Raw genomic sequence first — 18,337 nt, forward strand, 5'->3', positions numbered from 1 at the left:
ATGTTGTCATGGCGACGATTCAAGTCCGGGATCTTTCGGAAGATTCCTACGAGATATACCGTAAGCGCGCGCGAGCTGCGGGGCAGTCCCTGCAGGCTCATGTTCGTGATGTGCTCGAGACGGAAGCTGCGAAGACTCCGAAGGCGGAAGTCTTGGCTGCGATGGAGGAAGCACGTCGTAACAACACCGGCTCCGGCGTCACCATTGAAAGCATCCTGGCCGATAAGGACGCCGATCGCCGATGACCGATGCGGTTCTGGATGCTTCAGCGCTCGTGTTCGGACTGACGAGTGAAGCGCCGTCGGCTTCGGTGCTTCGGCAACGGTTTGTTCACCTCGATTGCCATGCTCCGCATCACATCGATGCCGAGGTGGGCAACGTGTTGCGCCGTAAGGAACGTCGCGGGGAATTGGACTCGCAGGCAGCCCTCACAGCCTTGCGGGCAGTCAGGCATATGGTCGATCAGCGCTATCCCCATGCGGGTCCGTTGGCCGAAGCAGCATGGAGGCTGCGTGACTCGATCACTTTCTACGATGCGCTGTACGTGGCTTTGGCGATGAACCTGGGCGCGCCCCTGATTACAGCCGATAAACGTCTCGCCGGGGCGCCCGAACTCTCCTGTGAGGTCGAAGTCGTGGGGTGATGTGTTCCTTGTTCACCCCACGATGTGCTCCGGCGCGCTCACTCCTCCTGCGGGACGAGACGCAGGGCCACGGAGTTGATGCAGTAGCGCTGATCGGTGGGCGTGTTGTAGCCCTCGCCCTCGAAAACGTGACCGAGATGGCTCAGGCAGGAAGCACACAGCACCTCGACCCGGACCATGCCGAGTGACCGGTCCTCGCGCAGGATCACCGCATCGGAACTGCGCGGATCGTAGAACGAGGGCCAACCGCAGTGGGATTCGAACTTCGTCCCGCTGCGGAACAACTCCGCCCCGCAGGCGCGGCACTCGTACACGCCGACGGTCTTGTCCTCGACATACCGGCCACTGAACGGAGGTTCGGTGGCTCCCTGGCGCAGGACCGCGTACTCGTTCTCGTTGAGTTTCTCGCGCCACTCGCGGTCGGATTTCACGACTTTCGGGGTGGCTCCCACGACCGGATCCATACTTCCACTCTAGACGAGAACAGCTCTGCAGGCTCGCTTCGGTGATTGCTTCGACCGATGCCGGACGAGGCACGTCTCAGCCTGCGAGGGTACCCAGTATGGGCACGATGGTGTTCCAGAGGGTGATGCCCACCCCGACCAGTATCAGGAAAACGACGATCACCACAGCCAACCGACGATGTCCCCCGGCACGGTTGGCGCTCTGCGCGAAGTCCTCGACACCCTGCAGCATGCCTTCGACCGTGGCTCGGGATTGCGGTTGTTCCACCCGATCGAGGTGCTCGGCGAACGCCTGCACCTCGGGATCACGCGGATCGAGCCCGATCAGGTCGTCGGCGAATCGGCCGGTGGGCTCCTCCGGCTCGTCACCTTGCAGGCCACTTCGTGCCATGGCTCCACGGTAACGCGTTGCCCGGGGATTCCGCGCCGATGAGCTGCGCCGGTGTGCCCCGCAGACAGCGAGAGCGGGCTCGGCGGGATGCTCCCTCGGGGATACCGAGTGAGTTTCCCGGCACACACTGTCGCCCGACCGGCGGTATTACGGGTCGTCGGGAGTGCGCATCATCAGCATGATGGTGTTCACCCCGACACGGGAGGCCTTGATGGTCCGGATCGACGACACCCACGTGCACATCAACCTGGGCGGCTGCAACTGCTGCAGCAATTGCAGCGGGCCATCGTGCGGGTGCTGCTCCAGCTGTAGCTGAGGCCGTCGACACGTGCCGTCCGGGGTAGCAGGCCCCCGGACGGCACGGCGACGTGTCTTGGGCGAGGACGTACCGCAGCGCCACAGCCGACATCGCGGGGAGCTCATGCCGGACATGCCGTGTTCTCGGCCGGAAGGGTGCCGTGTACCAGGAACCGGCTGATGTTGGTGGTGACACAACGGGAGCGGCCGAGCGCCCCGTGCCCGGTGCCCTGCCAGTTGACGGTGATTCCGGCGGCGAGTTGATCGGCCATGCGGGTGCTGCTCAGCGCCGGAGTAAGCGGATCGGTGGCCGTGGCAACCACGGGTATGGGAGGCAGCGTCGGAGAGTCCGGAGTGGGCAACGATCGCTGCGGCACGGGCCAGAGCGAGCACTGGATGAGCCGTTGTGCGAACGTCCCGCCGAAGAGGGGAAACCGATCGACCCACTCGGCGGCGATGTCGGTGCCGCGCTGTGGGGGGACTCGCAGCGTGGTGTCGTTGCACCGCGTGATGATCCGGGAATCGAGCCCCGGTGGATGGGTTGCATCGCCGTGCACCAGCGGGGACACCATGCGTGCGATTCCGGTGCCGTCGCCACGGTCGGCGGCTTCGAGAGCCCGAACAAGTTCGCCCCAGCGTTCCGGGGCGGCGAGGCCGAGCAGGATCGCTCGCACGAGTTCGCCTGCCGTCACCGGTGAATCGGCCCCGGGAAGCGGTGCTGCACGGGTTCGTTCGATCAGGTCCTCGACCGTCTTGCGCGGATCCGGGCCCAGGGGGCAGGAGCCATCCGTGCCGCATTGGTCGGCGAACGCGTCGAACGTTTTCTCGGCCGCGCGTGCCTGCTTCTTCGCTCGACCGATCGCATCCAGTGTGGGGTCCGGGGCACCGTCGAGTGCCATGCGTCCCACGGAGGCCGGGTAGCGCTGGGCGTAGGTGGTCAGGACCCGGGATCCCTCGCCTCGCCCGATGGCATGCAAGTGGGGCACGCCCAACTCGATGCGGAGTTCCTCGAGATCGGCTGCGGTACGCCACGTGTCATAGGCCTGCGCTCGCTGCTCGAGTTCGAGGAGACATTCCTGGCTCGCGGAGCGCACCGAGTCGAGCAAGCGGTCGACTGCCGTCCGGTCGGTGGCCTGCGGATCGAATCCGACGATGGCCTCCCGCTCGGCCGGTGGAATGCATTCGGCGGGGTCGGAGCGTCCGCTGCCACGCCGGTCCACTCCGATGATTCTGAAGGTGGCCAGCATCTCCGGCGGAAGTTTCAGAGCCAGCCGTGCGGCGAAGGTCGTACCGGGGACTCCGCGGATGTCGTTGACGACGACGAGGGGAACCGAGCCGCTGCCGACTCCCAGCAGGGAGATCCGCGCGGTCCCACTACCCGGCGAGCCAGGCGGACTCAGGTCGGTGAGCAGCCGGGAACACGAGAAGGTCATCCCCTCCGGCAGGGTCGGCACACCGATGTCGAGACGGGTCTGCTCGGTGCACTCCCGCCAGTTCAGCGATCCCCGGGGCGGCGGACCCAGCGGTGGTACGGGCGCGGGCTTCGGAGCCGCCGCTGCCGGAGGGACCTGCTGCTCGGAGCCCCGATAGGCCACTGCCGGTCGCTCGGAGGGGCCCGCGGAGCAAGCCGTGATGAGGACGAGCGCCAGGGGCACGAGGAGGGCACCGAGCCGGTGAGTCCGGTGAGTGGTGCGCGGCACGGGTACTCCTTGTTGCCGAAAAGACGTGTTGTGACCGTGCGAGGACGGTGGTGTACGCAGCGTCCCGATGGGGCGGGACACTGCTTCGCTGCTTCGGGTCAGCATCGCATGATCGGCGTGAGACTGGAGTGAGAGCGGTCGGCCTGCACGGTTTGTCGAAGGGCGACGCCGAGTACCGTGCGCCCGGGGCCGTTTCCGACACCGACGCGGCACCAGCGGCCCTTTCGAACGTAGAGCTCCCCTCGAACGGGACACGAGGGCAGGCGAGCACGGAGAGGAACCGGCACGAACGTGACGCACATGGATGAGGCTTCGCCGGGTCGGCGTCTGTCCAGGGGCCGCACCCACACCGCAGGGCGTGCTTTCGACGTGGTGCCGCCTCCCGTGTTCGTGGTGGTCAGCATGATCAGCCTGCAGGTGGGGGCGGCATTCGCGAAGCAACTGTTCGCCTTGGCCGGGGCTTCCGGGGTGAGCACCCTGCGACTGACGTTCGCCGCAGTGGTGCTGCTGGTCATCTGGCGCCCCTCGTTGCGTATGGACCGCAGGACGCTGCTGGTGGTCATCGGCTACGGGGCTGTGCTGGCTGCGATGAACATGAGTATCTACCAGGCGTTCGCGCGGATTCCGCTGGGTGTGGCGGTGACCATCGAGTTCCTCGGACCGTTGTCGGTGGCGGTGTTCGGTTCACGCCGCAAGCTGGACGTCCTGTGGGCCGGGCTCGCCGCGGTGGGGGTCCTGCTGCTGTCCCGGATCGAGGGTGGCCTGGACCCCGTCGGAGTGGCATTCGCCCTGTTGGCAGGCGCCTTCTGGGCGAGCTACATCCTGATGGGAGCGAAGCTGGGAAACCACACCACCGGAGGATCGGGGCTCGCACTGGGAATGGCCGTCGGTGCGCTGGTGGCGATGCCGTTCGGCATTGTGGGCTCCGGTGCCGCTCTGGTGCAGCCCGCCGCGCTCGCCGTCGGTGTGCTGGTGGCGTTGATGTCCTCGGTGCTGCCGTACTCGCTGGAACTCGAGGCGTTGCGACGGATCCCTCCGCGCGTGTTCGGGGTGCTGATGAGCCTGGAACCGGCGGTTGCGGCGCTGGCAGGCTTGATCGTGCTGGAGGAGGCGCTCGGTGCTGTGCAGTGGCTGGCGGTCGGATGTGTGGTGCTTGCCTCGGTCGGGGCGACCCGTGGTGGCGGATCGGAGCCGCAGCACGGTGCGGACTCGCGGGACACGGGCGCGAACTGAGCACGGTCCCGGCCGCAGTACGCGCCCGTGCGGTTCGGGTTCGACGGTCCTCAACGCACCCGTTGCCGAGGCGCTCGATCCAGTTCGAGGCGGATGGCCGTGGGCACGATGGAGGTATCCAGGGTCTGTCGGGCCTTGGCCAGTACCTCCTGGTCCAGCTGCTCCCAGACACGGCGTATATCGGTCCCCTGCTGCAGCGACAGGACCAGGCGGAGACTCGGATCCCGGGGGGTTCCCGCCATTCGCACGCGAAACCGGGTGACACCACCGATCGAGCGAACATCGCTCCGGATCGCCTCGGTCAGCGCCGCGGCCGTGACGGTGGTGCTTCCGGAGGGAGTACTGCCCAGCCGCAGCTGCGGCCTGCCTTCGAACCGCAGAGCACGCTTGGCCCACCAGATCCCGATCCCCAGAAGGACGAGGCCCAGCGCGATCGCGGCCGCGGTCGCGGCTCGGGGATGGGTGCGTAGCCATTGGGCCGCGATGGGGTCGAGCACCGTGCGCTGCGCTCGGAAAATGCCGAGCAGGCCCGCGCCCACAAGCAGCGCGAACGTGCCGCCGAGCAGCGCCAGCACACCGATCACGGCCGTCACGCCACGTTCGAAGCCCAGTGACCGCCCGGTCGGCGTCGAGCTGGGATCCGCATCGGACTTCCTGTCGAGCTGATGAGCGGTCATCGGCGCTCCTTCGCGGGACGTACCGTGACCGAGATCTTCGGCGTGGTGCGCAACGGCAGATTCCGCACCGATTCCTCGGCGAGTTCGGTGAGTCGATCGTGGAGTTCGCCTGCCTGGGTGTGCTCACTCGTGGCCCTGACCCGGATCCGTCCACGGGTGGCGGTCACCGAGGCCGTGGCGACACCGTCCTGCTCGCGGACCTGGTGGCCCACGACTCGCGCCAGGGACCCGGGGGTGGTGGTGACGGTGACTTCCGGAGCGGGGTCATGGAGCCGGATGTCGTTGCGGCCGGCTTTCCCGGCGAGGACCAGCAGGATGATCCCGACCAGGGCGACGATCGCGGCGGTGCTGCGGACGGGTACGTCGTTCCAGGCCAGCTGCCGCAGAGCGGTCCTGATCGAAGGCCAGGGGACCAGCAGGTAGTCGGGGCCCGGTCGCAACCACGCCCAGGCGAGTTCGAGCACCAGCAGGGCTCCGGCCGCTGCCAGGGCCAGGCCGAGTAGTGTCGTGATGAGGCGGACCAGTGCACGCATGCTCTCACTCCACTCGTGGCGCGGGTGCGTCCGGCACCAGTGCCGAGATGGTCACGTCGATCGAACGGACGTGGCAGTCGGCGATTCGGCTCAGTTCTTCGTGGACGCGCTCGCGCACCAGGCGCATCGTTTCGCCCACCGGAGTCGGGTATCGCAATGCGAGGTCCAACCGGACGCGGAGTTCGCTTTCCGGGCCGGACAGCCGGGCACTGGCACCGTGCTCGCCGAATCCGACTCCGGCAATCCTGCGCCGCACGCGGACGATGCCGGACACGCCGTCGGCAGCGTGTTCGGCGATCTTGCGGAGCACGGCACGGTCGATGGTCAGCCGACCGCGCTCGGCCTGCTCGGTCTGGTCGCTCCGCTCGGGCGGGGAGTCGTCGGGAGCGTCGAGTGCCGGGTCCACGGCCGAGCTCATCGGTCCCGCCCGCGCCCGAAGAGATCACCGAGGTCCATCTCGCCGTCGACGAACCGGCCGATGATGAGACCGATCGCGCCGACGACCAGCGTGATCAGGAACGCGACGAATCCGCCGATGGCCCCCGCGAGTCCGAGGACGAGCCCGGCGATCAGTCCGGTATGCGTTGCGTTCATGAGAGAGCCTTCCTGGAATCTGTGTGAACCGCTGTCATGTCGGCGCCGGACGTCGGTGACGTCGGCCTTACCGAACTCGAGGAGCTCGCCTCTTGCGGGCACACCGGGTACGGAGACGTTGCACCAGGCCACGTAAACCTCGGGGGCGGGCCACCACGACGATGGGTGCGTCGCCACGGTCGGACGTTCCTGCCGGATGCTCCGCACCCGGCCGTTCACGGTCTCGCGCGGCACGGAGTTCGGCCAGTCCGGCGGCGAACACGTCCGGATCACCACCGACATCGGGATGATGCCTGCGGACGAAAGCGCGCAGCGCCGCTTGCGCGGTCGCGGCGGCGTGCTCCTGTTCGCCGGAATCGTGTGCGGGTTTTCCGGTGGTCATGGTCATGAATCCGCTTCCCGCTCGGTGCCGTGCTCCTCTTCGGTGGTGACGACGTCGCTGACCGTGATGTCGATGGCGACATCACCGGCCACCATCGCGACCCGATGTCGCAGTTCGGAGATGATCTCGGGCAGTGGCCGGTCCAGCCGCAGCGTCACCGAGACCTCGATGGGCTCGCCCGGTGCTCCCGTTCGCACACCCGTGACCCTGCGGCCGGGCAGGGGGGTGGCGATCACACCGAACTCACCACCGTGCAACCTGAGTACGGAAGGGTGCTGCAGGACCGTCTCGGCCACGCGGTCGGCGAGCTCCGCCCGAGTCTCGTTCGAGCTGTTGTGTGCTGCCGTCATCGGTGGTGTCCTTCACGGCGTGTGCGGCGGCCGCGGTTTCCGCCCATGCACGGGCCCGAGCATGTCCGGAGGGGGTCCGGTGGGCCGGGCGTGCCGGAACGGTTACTCGACCCGGGACGGTGTGGAGTTCTCACTGCCTTCGCCCTCCTCGGAGGGCAGATGAATGTCGTTGACCGCAATGTTGACCTCCGTGGCTTCGAGGCCGCACATCCGCTCCACACTGTTGATGACATTGCGGCGCACGGCCCGGGCCAGGTCCACGATGGAGACCCCGTATTCGACGATGATGTCCAGGTCGATGGCGGCCTGTTTTTCGCCGACCTCGACCTGAACACCGGAGACGTTCGACGTTCCGCTGCCACCGGGGATACGTTCCCGCAGCGCACCGAAGGCGCGCGAGACTCCGCCGCCCATTGCGTACACGCCGGAGATCTCGCGTGCGGCGATTCCGGCGATCTTCTGCACCACCGACGCCGCAATGGTGGTTTTGCCCTGCGATGTTTCGTCGGCCAACCGAGCCGGGGCATCGCCGGAGCGGGTTTCGGGAATGTTCGTGGCCGCCTGGCTCGTCTGCTCGGAGTCGGCGCGGGAAGCACCGGCCGATGCGCCACTGGTCTGAGTCATGAAAAGCTCCTTTCGGTGCACACCGTCTCGCGATCGCCGGTGCAGCGCAGGACTCGGCCGACGATCCGGTACCCGATCGGACGCCATGATGACCGCAATCGTGTGCTTCCTGGAACGAACTCACTCGAACGGGGGAAAATCATGTCGGACGGCCACCCCTGCCCACCGTGCCGGATGCCGCTGCACCGGATGCTGTTGCACCGGATGCTGCTGTTGCGGCCGCAACGAGCCTCCTGCGGGCAGCGACGCCATCGATCACTCCGGCATTCTCCCGTAGCGGAGCAGCAACAGCGAGTCGTCGGCGTGCAAGGCGGAGAGGAGCCGCATGCCGCGCGGGTGCTCGGCGGGTGTCCCCGTGGCGATCCTGCTGGCGCTGCCACTGGTCAACAGCGGTGATACGGACAGACACAGCTCGTCGACCAGGTCATTGGCGATGAGATCGCCGAAGAGCGTCGGACCGCCCTCGCAGCCGATGCGGCGCAGTCCGCGCGCCTCGAGTGCGGCCAGGGCTTCGGACAGATCCACCTTGGCGTCGCCGGTGATGACGAGATCGGCGCCCGCCTCGAGCAGGGCGGCCCTGCGGTCCGCGGGCGCTGCCCGGCAGGTGAGCACGATCGGCGGTACCACGGCGTTGGTCAGCAACGGCGAGTCGGGAGGTATGGAGCAGTGGTTGCTGACCAGGGCGATAGGAGGTACGTCGGAAAGCCCCAGGCGCCTTCTGCGCTCGGTGCGGTCGTCCTTGCGTTTGATAGCCCGGTAGCCCTCGATGATGGCGGTGCCCGCACCGACCAGCACCACGTCCGAAAGGTCCCGGATGAGTCCGAGGACACGTTGGTCCTCGGGACTGGACAACCCTCGCGAGCTGCCGTGAACCGTCACCGCGCCATCGAGGCTGGAGACGAAGTTCACGCGTACCCATGGTTGCTGGAGCGCTTCCGGGTAGGCGTAGAACGTCTCCAGGTCGCCGTCCACCTGCTGCGCGCCGTCCGCCGGCCAGAGCCTGTCCATCCGGCCATCTGAACACGGCGGTTAGAGTTCGGGTATGACACCCCCGCGCTTGACCGATCGCCGCCCCGAAATCAGTGCGGACGAGTTGGTCGACGCGATGGCCCCGCCGCCGCGTTTCGACGAGGTCCGCTTCGACACGTACATCCCCAATCCCGACGAACCCAGTCAGGCCGCGGCCGTGGCCGCCTGCCGCGAGTTCGCCGAGAAGGTGACGGCAGCGAACCGGAGCGGGCGGGGATCGCTGCTGCGTTCGCTGTTCGGTGGCGGAAAGGCCCGCTCGCCGAAGACCTCCGGTACGACCGGGGACAAGCTCGGGATGTATCTCGACGGTGGCTTCGGTGTCGGCAAGACCCACCTGCTGGCCTCGACATGGCACGCCGTGCCCGGGCCGAAGTCCTACGGGACCTTCGTCGAACTGACGAACCTGGTCGGTGTGCTCGGATTCACCGAGACCGTCCGCCGGTTGTCGCAGCATCGGTTGCTGGCGATCGACGAGTTCGAACTCGATGATCCGGGTGACACGATGCTGGTCACGCAGTTGGTGTCGAAACTGACCGATGCCGGGGTGCATGTGGCGGCCACCTCGAACACGCTGCCGGATCAACTGGGGGAGGGGCGGTTCGCCGCAGTGGACTTCCTCCGCGAAATCCACGCGATGTCGGCGCGCTTCGGCGTCGTGCGCGTGGACGGCCCGGACTATCGGCATCGTGGTCTGCCGGACGCGCCGGAACCGATGGACGACGACGAGCTGGTCGAGGAGGCCGCGGCGACCGACGGTGCCACGCTCGACGAGTTCGACGATCTCTGCGGGCAGCTCGCCGGACTGCACGCATCGAAGTACGGGCGGCTCGTCGAGGGAGTGAGCACGGTGTACCTGCGTGGTGTGCACGCCGCCCCCGACCAGGATGTGGCACTGCGGCTGGTGGCGTTGGCCGACCGGCTCTACGACCGCGCGATACCGGTGCGTGTCTCCGGTGGGACATTGTCGGCACTGTTCACCGAAGAGATGCTCAACGGTGGCTACCGCAAGAAGTACCTGCGTGCGATCAGCCGCCTCACGGCGCTGTCCCGCAATCTCGCCAAGTCGTAGTCCGGCCGGTTTCCGAGAAACGTCACCCGCGCTGGAGAACCGCCGCGATCGCGTCGAGACCGGTGTCGAGCTCCTCGGTACTGATCACCAGCGGTGGCGCGATGCGCAGCGTGCTGTCCTGGGTCTGCTTGCACAGCACACCCCGCTCGGCCAGTGCCAGACTGGCCGAGCGTCCGCTCGGGCCGCCCTCGGCGATGTCCACGCCTGCCCACAGGCCGCGCCCCCGCAGTTCGGACACTCCGGCACCGACGAGCTCGCCCAGCCGCGCATGCAGCTGCGCTCCGAGCTCGCGGGATCGGCGCTGAAACTCCCCGGTTGCCAGCAACCGCACCACCGCCCGGCCGACCGCGCAGGCCAGCGGATTGCCCCCGAAGGTGGAGCCGTGCTCGCCGGGGCGGAGCACGCCGAGGACGTCGCGCCGCCCGACCACGGCCGAGACCGGCAGGATACCGCCGCCGAGAGCCTTGCCCAGCGTGTACAGGTCGGCCGCTACACCGTCGTGCGCGCTGGCCAGCAACTCACCGGTCCGCCCGAGCCCGGACTGGATCTCGTCGGCGATCAACAGCACCCCGTTGTCGTCGCAGAGCCTGCGCAATGCGCGCAGATACCCCTCGGGAGGCACGACGACCCCCGCTTCGCCCTGGATCGGCTCGACCAGGACCGCTGCCGTGCGTTCGGTGATGGCGGCTTCGACAGCGGCGGCGTCGCCATAGGGGGTGACCGTGAACCCGGGGGTGAAGGGGCCGAACTCGGCGCGTGCCTCCCGGTCGGTGGAGAACGAGACGATGGTGGTGGTGCGACCGTGAAAGTTCGATCCGGCCACGATGATCTCGGCGCCGTCCTCCGGCATTCCCTTGACCTGGTAAGCCCACTTCCGTGCGACCTTGATGGCCGATTCGACGGCCTCGGCGCCCGAGTTCATCGGCAGCACCATCTCGGTACCGGTCAGCTCCGCCAGTTCACGGCAGAAGAGTCCGAACTGATCATGATGGAAGGCACGGCTGGTCAACGTCACCCGGTTGAGCTGTTCGGTGGCCGCCGCGATGAGGTCCGGATGCCGATGGCCGAAGTTCAGCGCCGAGTATCCGGCCAGGAAATCGAGATAGTGGCCACCGCCCACGTCGGTCACCCACGAGCCGGACGCTTCCGCGATCACCACCGGCAGCGGATGGTAGTTGTGCGTGCTGTAGTGCTCGTCGAGAGCCAGGAATTCGGACGTGTCGGCGGGGAGGGAACTCACCCGGGACGGAGCGGCAGTCATGCCCACAGGCTAGGTGGCCACGGTCATCGCTTCCATCGGAGACGCATTGCTTTCTGCGGTACTTCATTGCGTCGTTCGGGGAGAAGGCAATGGATTCTTGCCCAGCACAGCCGGGTGGGATCCGGTTTACACCGGTCAGAGCTGTCTGGCGTCGTAAGTTCCCCGAGAGTACTGCTGCAGGGCGAGGCGGAGTCTCCTGGCTTCCTGGCGCCTCCGCCACCAGCCGCCGGTGGTACCGATCCGGAACATCCGTGCCCCGCCCCGGTAGGGCCGCACGCGGTGCCACCAAGTGGCTCTCGGTGGTGTCGTTCCATCGACCACCCAGACTGCGACCGCCTGTTTCGCTCCCCGCCCGGCGATGCCGACCCGGCTGACGTGCTCCCACGGGACCTCCTGGTACAGCCCCAGCCGGGAGATACGCAGGCCGTCCCCGTTGATCTGGAGGTGTAACGGAGGCCGGAGGGCCCTCAGCAGCGACAGTCCGCCGCTGAGGAGCAGGCAGAGAATTCCGAGCAGGAAGACGAGCCGGGAGCTCCCCTCCAAGTGGATCGGTTGCACCAGCGAGAAGGCTCCGTAGGCGATCAGCAGCACGAAAGCAGCCGAAACCAGGGCCGCGGCACGGCCGCCCGTGCGGAAGACGGGCCCCGGACTGTCCTTGCGCACCAAGGGGCGCTCCGGCAGGGGCGCCTGTACTGCGGTGTTTCGGGACGGAGCCCGCGAAATCGAGCCGGGAGTACGCGGTGCCCCGTCCGGCCGGTCCGCTCGCTGACCCGGTGGTTGCTGCTCCGGTGGTTGCTGCTCCGGTGGTTGCTGCTCCGGTGGCTGCCACGTCTCGGGCGAGGTGGACCGTATGGTTTGTTCCAGCCGGGCGGTGTGCTCGGTGATCGACTTCGTGATCGGTGCGGGCAACCACTGCTCACCCCGTGGGACGGAGCCGCCGATCCGGTCGAGGATCGCGGCAGGGCCGGGTCGGTTCTCGGGCCTCTTGGCCAGGCAGGCCGCGATCAGCGGCCGTAGCCCCGGGGGAACCTGCTCCAGGTCGGGCTCGGTGTGCACGACTCGGTAGAGCATGGCCGCGGTGTGCTCATTGCCGAACGGGCCGGATCCGGTCGAGGCGAACATCAGCACGGCACCCAGGGAGAACACATCACTGGGAGGCCCGACCTCCCCGCCGAAGGTCTGCTCGGGCGAAAAGTACCCCGGCGTTCCGAAGAACACGCCGGTCGCGGTCATGGCGCTGGCCGTCATCGCGCGGGAGATTCCGAAGTCGATGACACGCGGACCGTCCGGCCCCAACAGCACGTTGGCGGGCTTGAGATCGCGGTGCACGAGCTCGGCCGCATGGACGGCCTGGAGCGCTTCGGCCAACCCGGCGGCGAGTCCGTGGACGGTGTGTTCGGGCAGGGGACCGTGCTCGGCAACGGCCTGTTGCAGCGTCGGACCGGGGACGTACTCGGTGGCCAGCCACGGTTGCGCGGCATCCGGGTCGGAGTCGACCACCGCAGCCGTCCAGAACCCGCCGACCTTCGCCGACATTCGCGCTTCTCGACGGAACCGCTCCCGAAACTGCGGGTCCTCGGCGAGTTCGGGCCGGACCACCTTGACCGCCACCGCACGGCCGCCACGGGAGCGCGCGAGGTAGACCGCTCCCATCGCTCCGGCACCGAGGCGGGTGAGCAGCCGGTAGTCCCCGACGTGGCTCGGCTCGGCGCTCAACGGTGACTGCATACCAATCCCTTCCCCCCGGGGACGGGGCGCGCAGTTTTGCCGAAAACTGCTACAGCCCTGCTCGCCGCGCTCCCGATACTCGGCCACGGCGGAAGCGCAAGATCCACCGGATACAACCTATCGGCGTCCGCGCAGGATGTTCAGCGCGCGGTCGGCATGGGCTGCCATCCGCAACTCGCTGCGGACGATGCCCAGTACTTGACGATCGCGGTCGATGACGAAGGTGTGGCGCTTCACCGGCAGGGGACCGAACCGGCGCTTGACTCCGAAGTGATCGGCGACCGACCCCGCTGCGTCGGACAGCAGCGGGAAGCCCAGCGAGTTCGCCTCGGCGAACTTCTGCTGCTTGTCGACGGAGTCGGCGCTGATACCCACCGGCTGGGCCTCCAGGGCGGCGAACTCGACGGACAGATCACGAAAGTGGCAGCTTTCGGTCGTACACCCCGAGGTCATCGCGGCCGGGTAGAAGAACAACACCACCGGCCCCCCGGTCAGCAGTGTCGACAGGGCGCGTGTGGTGCCGTGCTGGTCGGGTAGTTCGAAGTTGTCGGCGAACTCACCTTGCCGCATCGGTGCTCCTTGACGGATCTGCGTGCGCGTCGCTGGCCGTGAACCTACATGGTCACGTTCGTTTCGGTGCCGCTGGAGCGGGTCGGCTCCCTCCGGCGTTGGTTTGAGTGCTCGCGTGGTCGGGTAGTCAGCAGAACGACCGTTCGAGCGTGTTCGGGCGGTTTCGCGAGATCGCGAGACGACGCGAAGGAGATCTCATGAGCGACAACCTCGGTGGCCTCAGGATCGCCTTCCTGGTGGCCCCGGAAGGCACGGAGCAGGTGGAACTCACCGACCCCTGGAGGAGCGTGCAGGATGCGGGCGGTCAGCCGGAGCTCGTGTCCGTACAGTCCGGGTCCATCCAGGCGATGAACCATCTCGACAAGGCGGACACCTTTTCCGTCGACAAGGTGATCACCGACATCAGCGCCGACGACTACGACGGGCTGGTACTGCCGGGAGGTGTCGCCAACCCGGATGTACTGCGGCAGGACTCCGATGCCGTGCGCTTCGTGGGGGAGTTCTTCTCGAAGCAGAAACCCGTGGCGGCGATTTGCCACGCACCGTGGATCCTCGCCGAGGCCGATGTCGTGCGGGGACGCAGGCTGACCTCGTATCCGAGCCTGGCCACGGATCTGCGCAACGCGGGCGCCGACTGGGTCGATGACGAGGTCGTCGTCGACGCGGGTCTGGTCACCAGCCGCAGCCCTCGCGATCTCCCGGCTTTTTGCAACAAGGCCGTCGAGGAGCTCTCGGAAGGCAAGCACCGCCAGCAGGCCCGCAGCGCCTGAAGCGGTGCTGCCTTGCCGAAAACGGTGGCCGCAGAGTGATACCGCAGGGTGATACCGCAGGTGACATCCAGGGTGCGGCGGCCACGAACACCGGATGTGGAGAGCCAATTCATGAAGCTCGGATATCTGCAGGACGTGTACGAACAGTCGGGTCCGTTCGCCACGGTGTATCTCGACACTTCCTCGGATGTGGAGAACGCCCCGAAACAGGTCGAACTCCGGTGGCGTTCAGCCAGGGAGTACTTGGCCGACGAGGGAGCGGACGAGGCGACCCTGCAGGCGATCGCGGAGAGAGTCGGTGGGCACCAGTGGCGTGAGTCGGGACCGCGCGGGCAGGTCATCGTCGCCGCTCAGGGGCGCGTGCTGCTGGATGACGAGTTGCCTCACCCGCCCGAGGAATTTCCCGGTGACGAGCGGGTCTTCTTCGGACCGCTGCCGCATCTGATGCCGTACCTGCGGATGCGCGGCGCACGCATTCCCTACGTCGTCGCGGTGGTCGATCACTCCGGTGCCGAGGTCAGCGCGGTCAACGCCGCACGGGAGAGCGACAGCACCACGGTGGAAAGCGGCGGCGTTCCCCTGCGCAAGACGCACGCCGGAGGAGAGGGCAACGAGCAGCGGTTCCATCACAGGGTCGAGGAAAAGTGGCAGCGCAATGCCGCCGAGGTGGCCGACGAGATCAACGATCGGGCACTCCGGACCGGTGCCGAGGCGATCGTGCTCGCCGGTGATGTGCAACAGCGCAAGCTCGTGCACGACCAGTTGCACAAGGGACTGCAGGACAAGGTGATTCAGACCGCGGCGAGCCACCGGGACCGCAAGGCCTCGGACGAGGGCCTGCAGGAAGAGATCTCCGCGACTCTGCACTCGGCCGTCGAGTCGCGGGTGGCCGAAACCGTGCAGGAGTTCGAGCGTGAGCGCGGGGAGCACGACCGAGCGGTCGAGGGCTGGAAAGCGACCGTGGGGGCTCTCCAGCGCGGCCAGGTCCGGACGTTGCTGCGCGCCTCCGCAACCGGGAACGAGCCGGTGGACACGGTGCATATCGGGCCCGGAGCCAACGAGATCGCCCTGGATGAGAAGGCTCTTCAGGAGATGGGGGTCGCCTCCAGCAGCAGCGCCCCCGCCGACGCGGCGATCGTGCGGTGCCTGATCGGAACGGATGCCGAACTGATGCTGGTCGATACGGACAAGGTCGATCTCACCGAGGGGATCGGTGCGGTGCTGCGCTACAGCGATCCCAATACGCCCAGCTAGCGGGTGGGCGTCCGGTTGGCCCTGGTGGAGTCGGACGCTTCAGGAAAACCGGCCTCTCCGGCACGGCACGAGGGACGCGCGGTTTTACCGAAAACCGCCACAGTCCGGAAATCACACGGAGGAAGTCATGACGACCGATCGCAAGGCTGTGGAAGCGACGCTGTCGGCAGCGGACTTCCCGGCGAGCAAAGAGGACATCGTCTCCTACGCCGAGAACAACGGTGCCGACGAGGCCACTGCACGTGCGCTGCGGGCGATGCCGCTCGGCGACTACGCGAACGTGGCCGAGGTGGTCCGATCCGTTCCCCTGGACAAGGGGATCGAGGAGGGCCAGTCGGATTCCGACAAGGCCCAGCAGGAACGCAAGACCCAGAGCGGGCTCGCCGAGCACGAGACGCAGACACCCACCAACCCGATCGTGGAGGAACTGGGCGAGAACCGCGGTAGCTGAGGCACCTCGGCGATGACGAGTCCCGGAGGAAGTCCCGCCACGTTCGGCGTGGCGGGACTCGTTGGCTCCGCCCGGCGGCTCAGCCGTCGAAGCGGCCGTGCTGGACGATCGTGCGGAAGCTGTTCCACTGGGAGCGCGTGAACGCGAGCGTGGGGCTCGCCTCGCCGAGCTTGGTGTCACGCACGCCGGTTGCGGACGGAGCGATACCCACTTCAATGCACGCGCCAGTGCCGTTGCTGCGGGTGGATTTACGCCACCGAGCCCCGGTGAGATCGGAGAAGGGCATTGCTGCTCCCTGGTGGTGCGTACGAATGATGAGCGGAGTGTAGCGATGCTCGTTGCTCACACGGCAGCACCTGTTCGAGGGATTTGCGGCAAACCGCCACCTGAGCAGGGCAGTCTCGATGGTCATGCTCGGCGGCTCAGCCGCCGAACTGACCGTCTTTGATGGTGCCCACGAAAGCGGCGAACTGTGCCGGGGGCAGAGCCAGGACGGGACTTGTCTCCCCGAGCTTGCTGTCGCGGATCAGTGCCGAGCCGGGAAGATTCTGAGCGACCTCGACACAGTTACCGCCGTTACCGCCGCTACGGCTGGACTTGCGCCATACGGCGCGGTGAAGGTCTGCGCTCATGCCGCGCCCCTCTCCGAGTGTTACGTCTGTAGTTCCTCAGCCGCCTGTCGCATCAGTGCGGCACTGTCGGCCGGACTCAGTGCGATGGCTCTCAGGCGGTCGAATGTCAGGGTATACGTGTCAACGTCGGCCTGACGATCGTGGTAGGCCGCCGAGGTCAGACTCTCGGTGTAGGCCAGCGAAGGGGCCACGTCGTCGGGGAACCGGAGCAAGACAAACGGAAAACCTGTCGCGGGGTGAGCCCCGGCCGCATACGGGATGACCTGGATTTCCACCTCGGCTTGCTGCTGAATATCGAGCAGCAGCGTGAGCTGCTCGGACATCACGGAAGGGCCGCCGACCACGCGCCGGATAGCAGCCTCGCTCATGACGACGACCAGGCGCGCGCCGTCCTTGAGCAGCCGTTCCTGCCGCTCGGTGCGGACCTTGAGCCGGCTCTCGATCTCACTCTGCGGCATTCCGGGATTACCGCTGTTGATCAGAGCATGCGCGTAGCTCTCCGTCTGAAGCAGTCCGGGGACCAGCTCGACCTCGTAGGTACGGATCTCCGCCGCTGCCGACTCCAGCCCGACGAAACGTTGAAACCACCGGGGGACCGCCCCTCGGTAGCTTTGCCACCAACCGCGCTGGTTGGCCCCTTTCGCCAAGCTGTGGATCTCGGCGGTGTCCTCCTCGGTGGCACCGTAGGCCGCCATCAACGCGTTGCGTTCGGCGACCTTGGTCGGCACGTCGCCGTACTCGATTTTCCTGATCTTGCTTTCCGAGCACTCCAGGAGGGCGGCGGCTTCCGCTGTGTTCTTGCCTGCCGCGATACGGAGCTCGCGCAGTGCTTGACCCAGCGCCCTCCGGCGTGCTGTGGGGCTCTCCTTCATGCCTCGCATCCTTCCCGCGTTCCGGCCAAAACGCGATCACCCGAATGGACGACTAGTAATGGTTACCGGTAATGGCTATGGTTCTCAGTAGCTGATCATGAAGGCTGGTAAAGGATACCGACAGAACAGAGAAGATGATCGAACATGGCAGTACCGCGCACCAATCCGGGTATGGGATCGCATACCGGATTTGCCCGCCGGGATCGGACATGTGCCACGCGACGTGTGAGCGGTCGTCGGTGCTGTCCGGAGCGTGCACGAGCCGTGCCGAGGTGAGCCGAGTACTCCGGAGTTTCCAAAAAGACCGCTCGCCCGGTGGACGTTGGATCACACGGCCCGCAAACCGTGCAGGACCACCGGGCGAGCTGCCTCCCCGCGCGTGCTTGGCGGCGGGCGCGGGGAGGCCCCCTTCATCAGCGTTCCCCACTGACAAGGAGTGAGATCATGATACCTGCTGCGACCCGCGAGGAAACCACTTCCGCGCGCTGCGCCCCGGAACAGCGAGGTCCGGAACAGGGCGATACGGAAACCGGCGTGCGTTATGTGCGCTACCGCCGAGGCGAGGTCGGTGAGTCCCGGCGCAGCATCCACGTGGCGATGTGTATGCCCGACGGGTTGCTGGCCTCGGCCTGCGGGCAGACATTCCAGCCCGGCCGGATGGAAGACACCACGCGAGGCATGCCGTGTCTGACCTGCGTGCATCGACTGGCCTCGGCCGAGCGCACCCGGGCGTCGACTCGGTTGGTGGACGAGCACGGCGAACACGGCCTGCCCCGGTGACCGCTCCCGGCCACTCCCGTGCCTACTCCCGCC

At 67.2% G+C, this 18,337-nt stretch carries 26 protein-coding genes; 8 read left to right on the plus strand and 18 right to left on the minus strand.

The window, feature by feature from the left end; genetic code table 11:
- The first annotated feature begins 8 nt into the window (after positions 1-8).
- Entirely contained in the window at positions 9-245 is a 237-nt protein-coding gene (locus tag JOF55_RS16770) for a FitA-like ribbon-helix-helix domain-containing protein (protein WP_310275317.1), read from the plus strand.
- The gene (locus tag JOF55_RS16775) at positions 242-643 is read left to right on the plus strand and encodes a type II toxin-antitoxin system VapC family toxin (RefSeq protein WP_310275319.1); all 402 of its coding nucleotides are present in this window, start codon (positions 242-244) and stop codon (positions 641-643) included. Before JOF55_RS16770 ends, JOF55_RS16775 begins: the two co-directional genes overlap by 4 nt.
- Before the next feature lie 38 nt (positions 644-681).
- Here the strand turns inward: JOF55_RS16775 and msrB are convergent, their stop codons facing one another.
- The 4 genes from msrB to JOF55_RS16795 all read right to left on the minus strand — a co-directional run bounded on the left by msrB (position 682) and on the right by JOF55_RS16795 (position 3,495).
- Positions 682-1,107, minus strand: coding sequence for a peptide-methionine (R)-S-oxide reductase MsrB (gene msrB / locus JOF55_RS16780; RefSeq protein WP_310275321.1), 426 nt, complete (start codon positions 1,105-1,107; stop codon positions 682-684).
- 76 nt (positions 1,108-1,183) lie between these two features.
- Positions 1,184-1,498: a hypothetical protein gene (locus tag JOF55_RS16785; RefSeq protein ID WP_310275323.1), complete on the minus strand. Its 315-nt coding sequence runs from the start codon at positions 1,496-1,498 to the stop codon at positions 1,184-1,186.
- A 147-nt stretch (positions 1,499-1,645) separates the two neighbouring features.
- Complete coding sequence (locus JOF55_RS16790; RefSeq protein ID WP_310275325.1) at positions 1,646-1,921, minus strand: hypothetical protein; 276 nt, start codon at positions 1,919-1,921, stop codon at positions 1,646-1,648.
- Entirely contained in the window at positions 1,918-3,495 is a 1,578-nt protein-coding gene (locus JOF55_RS16795; protein ID WP_310275327.1) for an alpha/beta fold hydrolase, read from the minus strand. The genes JOF55_RS16790 and JOF55_RS16795 overlap by 4 nt, the downstream gene beginning before the upstream one ends.
- A gap of 300 nt (positions 3,496-3,795) precedes the next feature.
- On the opposite strand from JOF55_RS16795, the gene JOF55_RS16800 reads away from it, so the two are divergent.
- The gene (locus JOF55_RS16800; protein WP_310275330.1) at positions 3,796-4,728 is read left to right on the plus strand and encodes an EamA family transporter; all 933 of its coding nucleotides are present in this window, start codon (positions 3,796-3,798) and stop codon (positions 4,726-4,728) included.
- A gap of 50 nt (positions 4,729-4,778) precedes the next feature.
- Here JOF55_RS16800 and JOF55_RS16805 read toward each other — a convergent pair whose 3' ends face one another.
- The 8 genes from JOF55_RS16805 to JOF55_RS16840 all read right to left on the minus strand — a co-directional run bounded on the left by JOF55_RS16805 (position 4,779) and on the right by JOF55_RS16840 (position 8,896).
- Complete coding sequence (locus tag JOF55_RS16805) at positions 4,779-5,405, minus strand: Asp23/Gls24 family envelope stress response protein (RefSeq protein ID WP_310275331.1); 627 nt, start codon at positions 5,403-5,405, stop codon at positions 4,779-4,781.
- Positions 5,402-5,938 (minus strand): DUF6286 domain-containing protein, encoded by a 537-nt coding sequence (locus JOF55_RS16810; RefSeq protein ID WP_310275333.1) that lies wholly within the window; start codon positions 5,936-5,938, stop codon positions 5,402-5,404. The genes JOF55_RS16805 and JOF55_RS16810 overlap by 4 nt, the downstream gene beginning before the upstream one ends.
- 4 nt (positions 5,939-5,942) lie before the next feature.
- On the minus strand, positions 5,943-6,356 hold the full coding sequence (locus JOF55_RS16815; RefSeq protein ID WP_310275334.1) for an Asp23/Gls24 family envelope stress response protein: 414 nt from the start codon (positions 6,354-6,356) through the stop codon (positions 5,943-5,945).
- Positions 6,353-6,532 (minus strand): hypothetical protein, encoded by a 180-nt coding sequence (locus tag JOF55_RS16820; RefSeq protein ID WP_310275336.1) that lies wholly within the window; start codon positions 6,530-6,532, stop codon positions 6,353-6,355. The genes JOF55_RS16815 and JOF55_RS16820 overlap by 4 nt, the downstream gene beginning before the upstream one ends.
- Positions 6,533-6,599: 67 nt before the next feature.
- Positions 6,600-6,920: a hypothetical protein gene (locus JOF55_RS16825; protein ID WP_310275338.1), complete on the minus strand. Its 321-nt coding sequence runs from the start codon at positions 6,918-6,920 to the stop codon at positions 6,600-6,602.
- Positions 6,917-7,264 (minus strand): hypothetical protein, encoded by a 348-nt coding sequence (locus JOF55_RS16830; protein WP_310275340.1) that lies wholly within the window; start codon positions 7,262-7,264, stop codon positions 6,917-6,919. Before JOF55_RS16830 ends, JOF55_RS16825 begins: the two co-directional genes overlap by 4 nt.
- 102 nt (positions 7,265-7,366) lie before the next feature.
- The gene (locus JOF55_RS16835; RefSeq protein ID WP_310275342.1) at positions 7,367-7,888 is read right to left on the minus strand and encodes an Asp23/Gls24 family envelope stress response protein; all 522 of its coding nucleotides are present in this window, start codon (positions 7,886-7,888) and stop codon (positions 7,367-7,369) included.
- Positions 7,889-8,143: 255 nt separating this feature from the next.
- A complete protein-coding gene (locus JOF55_RS16840; RefSeq protein ID WP_310275344.1) occupies positions 8,144-8,896 on the minus strand; it encodes a pyrimidine reductase family protein in 753 nt (250 codons plus the stop codon).
- 34 nt (positions 8,897-8,930) lie between these two features.
- Between JOF55_RS16840 and zapE the strand changes: the two genes are divergently transcribed.
- Positions 8,931-9,986: a cell division protein ZapE gene (gene zapE / locus JOF55_RS16845; RefSeq protein WP_310275346.1), complete on the plus strand. Its 1,056-nt coding sequence runs from the start codon at positions 8,931-8,933 to the stop codon at positions 9,984-9,986.
- A 22-nt stretch (positions 9,987-10,008) separates the two neighbouring features.
- Here zapE and rocD read toward each other — a convergent pair whose 3' ends face one another.
- The 3 genes from rocD to JOF55_RS16860 form a co-directional block, all read right to left on the minus strand.
- Entirely contained in the window at positions 10,009-11,247 is a 1,239-nt protein-coding gene (gene rocD, locus JOF55_RS16850; RefSeq protein ID WP_310275348.1) for an ornithine--oxo-acid transaminase, read from the minus strand.
- 135 nt (positions 11,248-11,382) lie between these two features.
- Positions 11,383-12,975, minus strand: a complete 1,593-nt coding sequence (locus JOF55_RS16855; protein WP_310275350.1) for a serine/threonine-protein kinase — start codon at positions 12,973-12,975, stop codon at positions 11,383-11,385.
- A 117-nt stretch (positions 12,976-13,092) separates the two neighbouring features.
- A complete protein-coding gene (locus JOF55_RS16860; RefSeq protein ID WP_310275352.1) occupies positions 13,093-13,545 on the minus strand; it encodes a peroxiredoxin in 453 nt (150 codons plus the stop codon).
- Between the two features lie 197 nt (positions 13,546-13,742).
- On the opposite strand from JOF55_RS16860, the gene JOF55_RS16865 reads away from it, so the two are divergent.
- The 3 genes from JOF55_RS16865 to JOF55_RS16875 all read left to right on the plus strand — a co-directional run bounded on the left by JOF55_RS16865 (position 13,743) and on the right by JOF55_RS16875 (position 16,020).
- Positions 13,743-14,315 carry a type 1 glutamine amidotransferase domain-containing protein gene (locus JOF55_RS16865; protein ID WP_310275354.1) on the plus strand — a complete coding sequence of 191 codons (573 nt, stop codon included), beginning with the start codon at positions 13,743-13,745 and terminating at the stop codon, positions 14,313-14,315.
- A 111-nt stretch (positions 14,316-14,426) separates the two neighbouring features.
- On the plus strand, positions 14,427-15,569 hold the full coding sequence (locus tag JOF55_RS16870; protein WP_310275356.1) for a baeRF2 domain-containing protein: 1,143 nt from the start codon (positions 14,427-14,429) through the stop codon (positions 15,567-15,569).
- A 127-nt stretch (positions 15,570-15,696) separates the two neighbouring features.
- Positions 15,697-16,020 (plus strand): DUF2795 domain-containing protein, encoded by a 324-nt coding sequence (locus JOF55_RS16875; RefSeq protein WP_310275357.1) that lies wholly within the window; start codon positions 15,697-15,699, stop codon positions 16,018-16,020.
- Positions 16,021-16,099: 79 nt separating this feature from the next.
- Here JOF55_RS16875 and JOF55_RS16880 read toward each other — a convergent pair whose 3' ends face one another.
- From JOF55_RS16880 to JOF55_RS16890, 3 genes are all read right to left on the minus strand, one after another.
- The gene (locus JOF55_RS16880; RefSeq protein ID WP_310275359.1) at positions 16,100-16,306 is read right to left on the minus strand and encodes a DUF397 domain-containing protein; all 207 of its coding nucleotides are present in this window, start codon (positions 16,304-16,306) and stop codon (positions 16,100-16,102) included.
- Between the two features lie 136 nt (positions 16,307-16,442).
- Positions 16,443-16,652 carry a DUF397 domain-containing protein gene (locus JOF55_RS16885; protein ID WP_310275361.1) on the minus strand — a complete coding sequence of 70 codons (210 nt, stop codon included), beginning with the start codon at positions 16,650-16,652 and terminating at the stop codon, positions 16,443-16,445.
- A 20-nt stretch (positions 16,653-16,672) separates the two neighbouring features.
- Positions 16,673-17,524: a helix-turn-helix domain-containing protein gene (locus JOF55_RS16890; RefSeq protein ID WP_310275363.1), complete on the minus strand. Its 852-nt coding sequence runs from the start codon at positions 17,522-17,524 to the stop codon at positions 16,673-16,675.
- 444 nt (positions 17,525-17,968) lie between these two features.
- Here JOF55_RS16890 and JOF55_RS16895 point away from each other — a divergent pair, with 444 nt between their 5' ends.
- Positions 17,969-18,304, plus strand: a complete 336-nt coding sequence (locus JOF55_RS16895) for a hypothetical protein (protein ID WP_310275364.1) — start codon at positions 17,969-17,971, stop codon at positions 18,302-18,304.
- Positions 18,305-18,337 lie beyond the last annotated feature (33 nt).

The organism is Haloactinomyces albus (assembly GCF_031458135.1).
GTDB classification, from domain to species: domain Bacteria; phylum Actinomycetota; class Actinomycetes; order Mycobacteriales; family Pseudonocardiaceae; genus Haloactinomyces; species Haloactinomyces albus.

What these genes read in the sequence shown, in the direction of transcription:
- JOF55_RS16835 (WP_310275342.1), bottom strand. Translation starts at nt 7,888, where the DNA reads ATGACTCAGACCAGTGGCGCATCGGCCGGTGCTTCCCGCGCCGACTCC.
- JOF55_RS16820 (WP_310275336.1), bottom strand. Translation starts at nt 6,532, where the DNA reads ATGAACGCAACGCATACCGGACTGATCGCCGGGCTCGTCCTCGGACTC.
- JOF55_RS16790 (WP_310275325.1), bottom strand. Translation starts at nt 1,921, where the DNA reads ATGAGCTCCCCGCGATGTCGGCTGTGGCGCTGCGGTACGTCCTCGCCC.
- JOF55_RS16800 (WP_310275330.1), top strand. Translation starts at nt 3,796, where the DNA reads ATGGATGAGGCTTCGCCGGGTCGGCGTCTGTCCAGGGGCCGCACCCAC.
- JOF55_RS16825 (WP_310275338.1), bottom strand. Translation starts at nt 6,920, where the DNA reads ATGACCATGACCACCGGAAAACCCGCACACGATTCCGGCGAACAGGAG.
- JOF55_RS16870 (WP_310275356.1), top strand. Translation starts at nt 14,427, where the DNA reads ATGAAGCTCGGATATCTGCAGGACGTGTACGAACAGTCGGGTCCGTTC.
- JOF55_RS16770 (WP_310275317.1), top strand. Translation starts at nt 9, where the DNA reads ATGGCGACGATTCAAGTCCGGGATCTTTCGGAAGATTCCTACGAGATA.
- JOF55_RS16830 (WP_310275340.1), bottom strand. Translation starts at nt 7,264, where the DNA reads ATGACGGCAGCACACAACAGCTCGAACGAGACTCGGGCGGAGCTCGCC.
- JOF55_RS16865 (WP_310275354.1), top strand. Translation starts at nt 13,743, where the DNA reads ATGAGCGACAACCTCGGTGGCCTCAGGATCGCCTTCCTGGTGGCCCCG.
- JOF55_RS16855 (WP_310275350.1), bottom strand. Translation starts at nt 12,975, where the DNA reads ATGCAGTCACCGTTGAGCGCCGAGCCGAGCCACGTCGGGGACTACCGG.
- JOF55_RS16875 (WP_310275357.1), top strand. Translation starts at nt 15,697, where the DNA reads ATGACGACCGATCGCAAGGCTGTGGAAGCGACGCTGTCGGCAGCGGAC.
- JOF55_RS16890 (WP_310275363.1), bottom strand. Translation starts at nt 17,524, where the DNA reads ATGAAGGAGAGCCCCACAGCACGCCGGAGGGCGCTGGGTCAAGCACTG.
- JOF55_RS16880 (WP_310275359.1), bottom strand. Translation starts at nt 16,306, where the DNA reads ATGCCCTTCTCCGATCTCACCGGGGCTCGGTGGCGTAAATCCACCCGC.
- msrB (WP_310275321.1), bottom strand. Translation starts at nt 1,107, where the DNA reads ATGGATCCGGTCGTGGGAGCCACCCCGAAAGTCGTGAAATCCGACCGC.
- JOF55_RS16805 (WP_310275331.1), bottom strand. Translation starts at nt 5,405, where the DNA reads ATGACCGCTCATCAGCTCGACAGGAAGTCCGATGCGGATCCCAGCTCG.
- zapE (WP_310275346.1), top strand. Translation starts at nt 8,931, where the DNA reads ATGACACCCCCGCGCTTGACCGATCGCCGCCCCGAAATCAGTGCGGAC.
- JOF55_RS16775 (WP_310275319.1), top strand. Translation starts at nt 242, where the DNA reads ATGACCGATGCGGTTCTGGATGCTTCAGCGCTCGTGTTCGGACTGACG.
- JOF55_RS16815 (WP_310275334.1), bottom strand. Translation starts at nt 6,356, where the DNA reads ATGAGCTCGGCCGTGGACCCGGCACTCGACGCTCCCGACGACTCCCCG.
- rocD (WP_310275348.1), bottom strand. Translation starts at nt 11,247, where the DNA reads ATGACTGCCGCTCCGTCCCGGGTGAGTTCCCTCCCCGCCGACACGTCC.
- JOF55_RS16785 (WP_310275323.1), bottom strand. Translation starts at nt 1,498, where the DNA reads ATGGCACGAAGTGGCCTGCAAGGTGACGAGCCGGAGGAGCCCACCGGC.
- JOF55_RS16885 (WP_310275361.1), bottom strand. Translation starts at nt 16,652, where the DNA reads ATGAGCGCAGACCTTCACCGCGCCGTATGGCGCAAGTCCAGCCGTAGC.
- JOF55_RS16895 (WP_310275364.1), top strand. Translation starts at nt 17,969, where the DNA reads ATGATACCTGCTGCGACCCGCGAGGAAACCACTTCCGCGCGCTGCGCC.
- JOF55_RS16810 (WP_310275333.1), bottom strand. Translation starts at nt 5,938, where the DNA reads ATGCGTGCACTGGTCCGCCTCATCACGACACTACTCGGCCTGGCCCTG.
- JOF55_RS16840 (WP_310275344.1), bottom strand. Translation starts at nt 8,896, where the DNA reads ATGGACAGGCTCTGGCCGGCGGACGGCGCGCAGCAGGTGGACGGCGAC.
- JOF55_RS16860 (WP_310275352.1), bottom strand. Translation starts at nt 13,545, where the DNA reads ATGCGGCAAGGTGAGTTCGCCGACAACTTCGAACTACCCGACCAGCAC.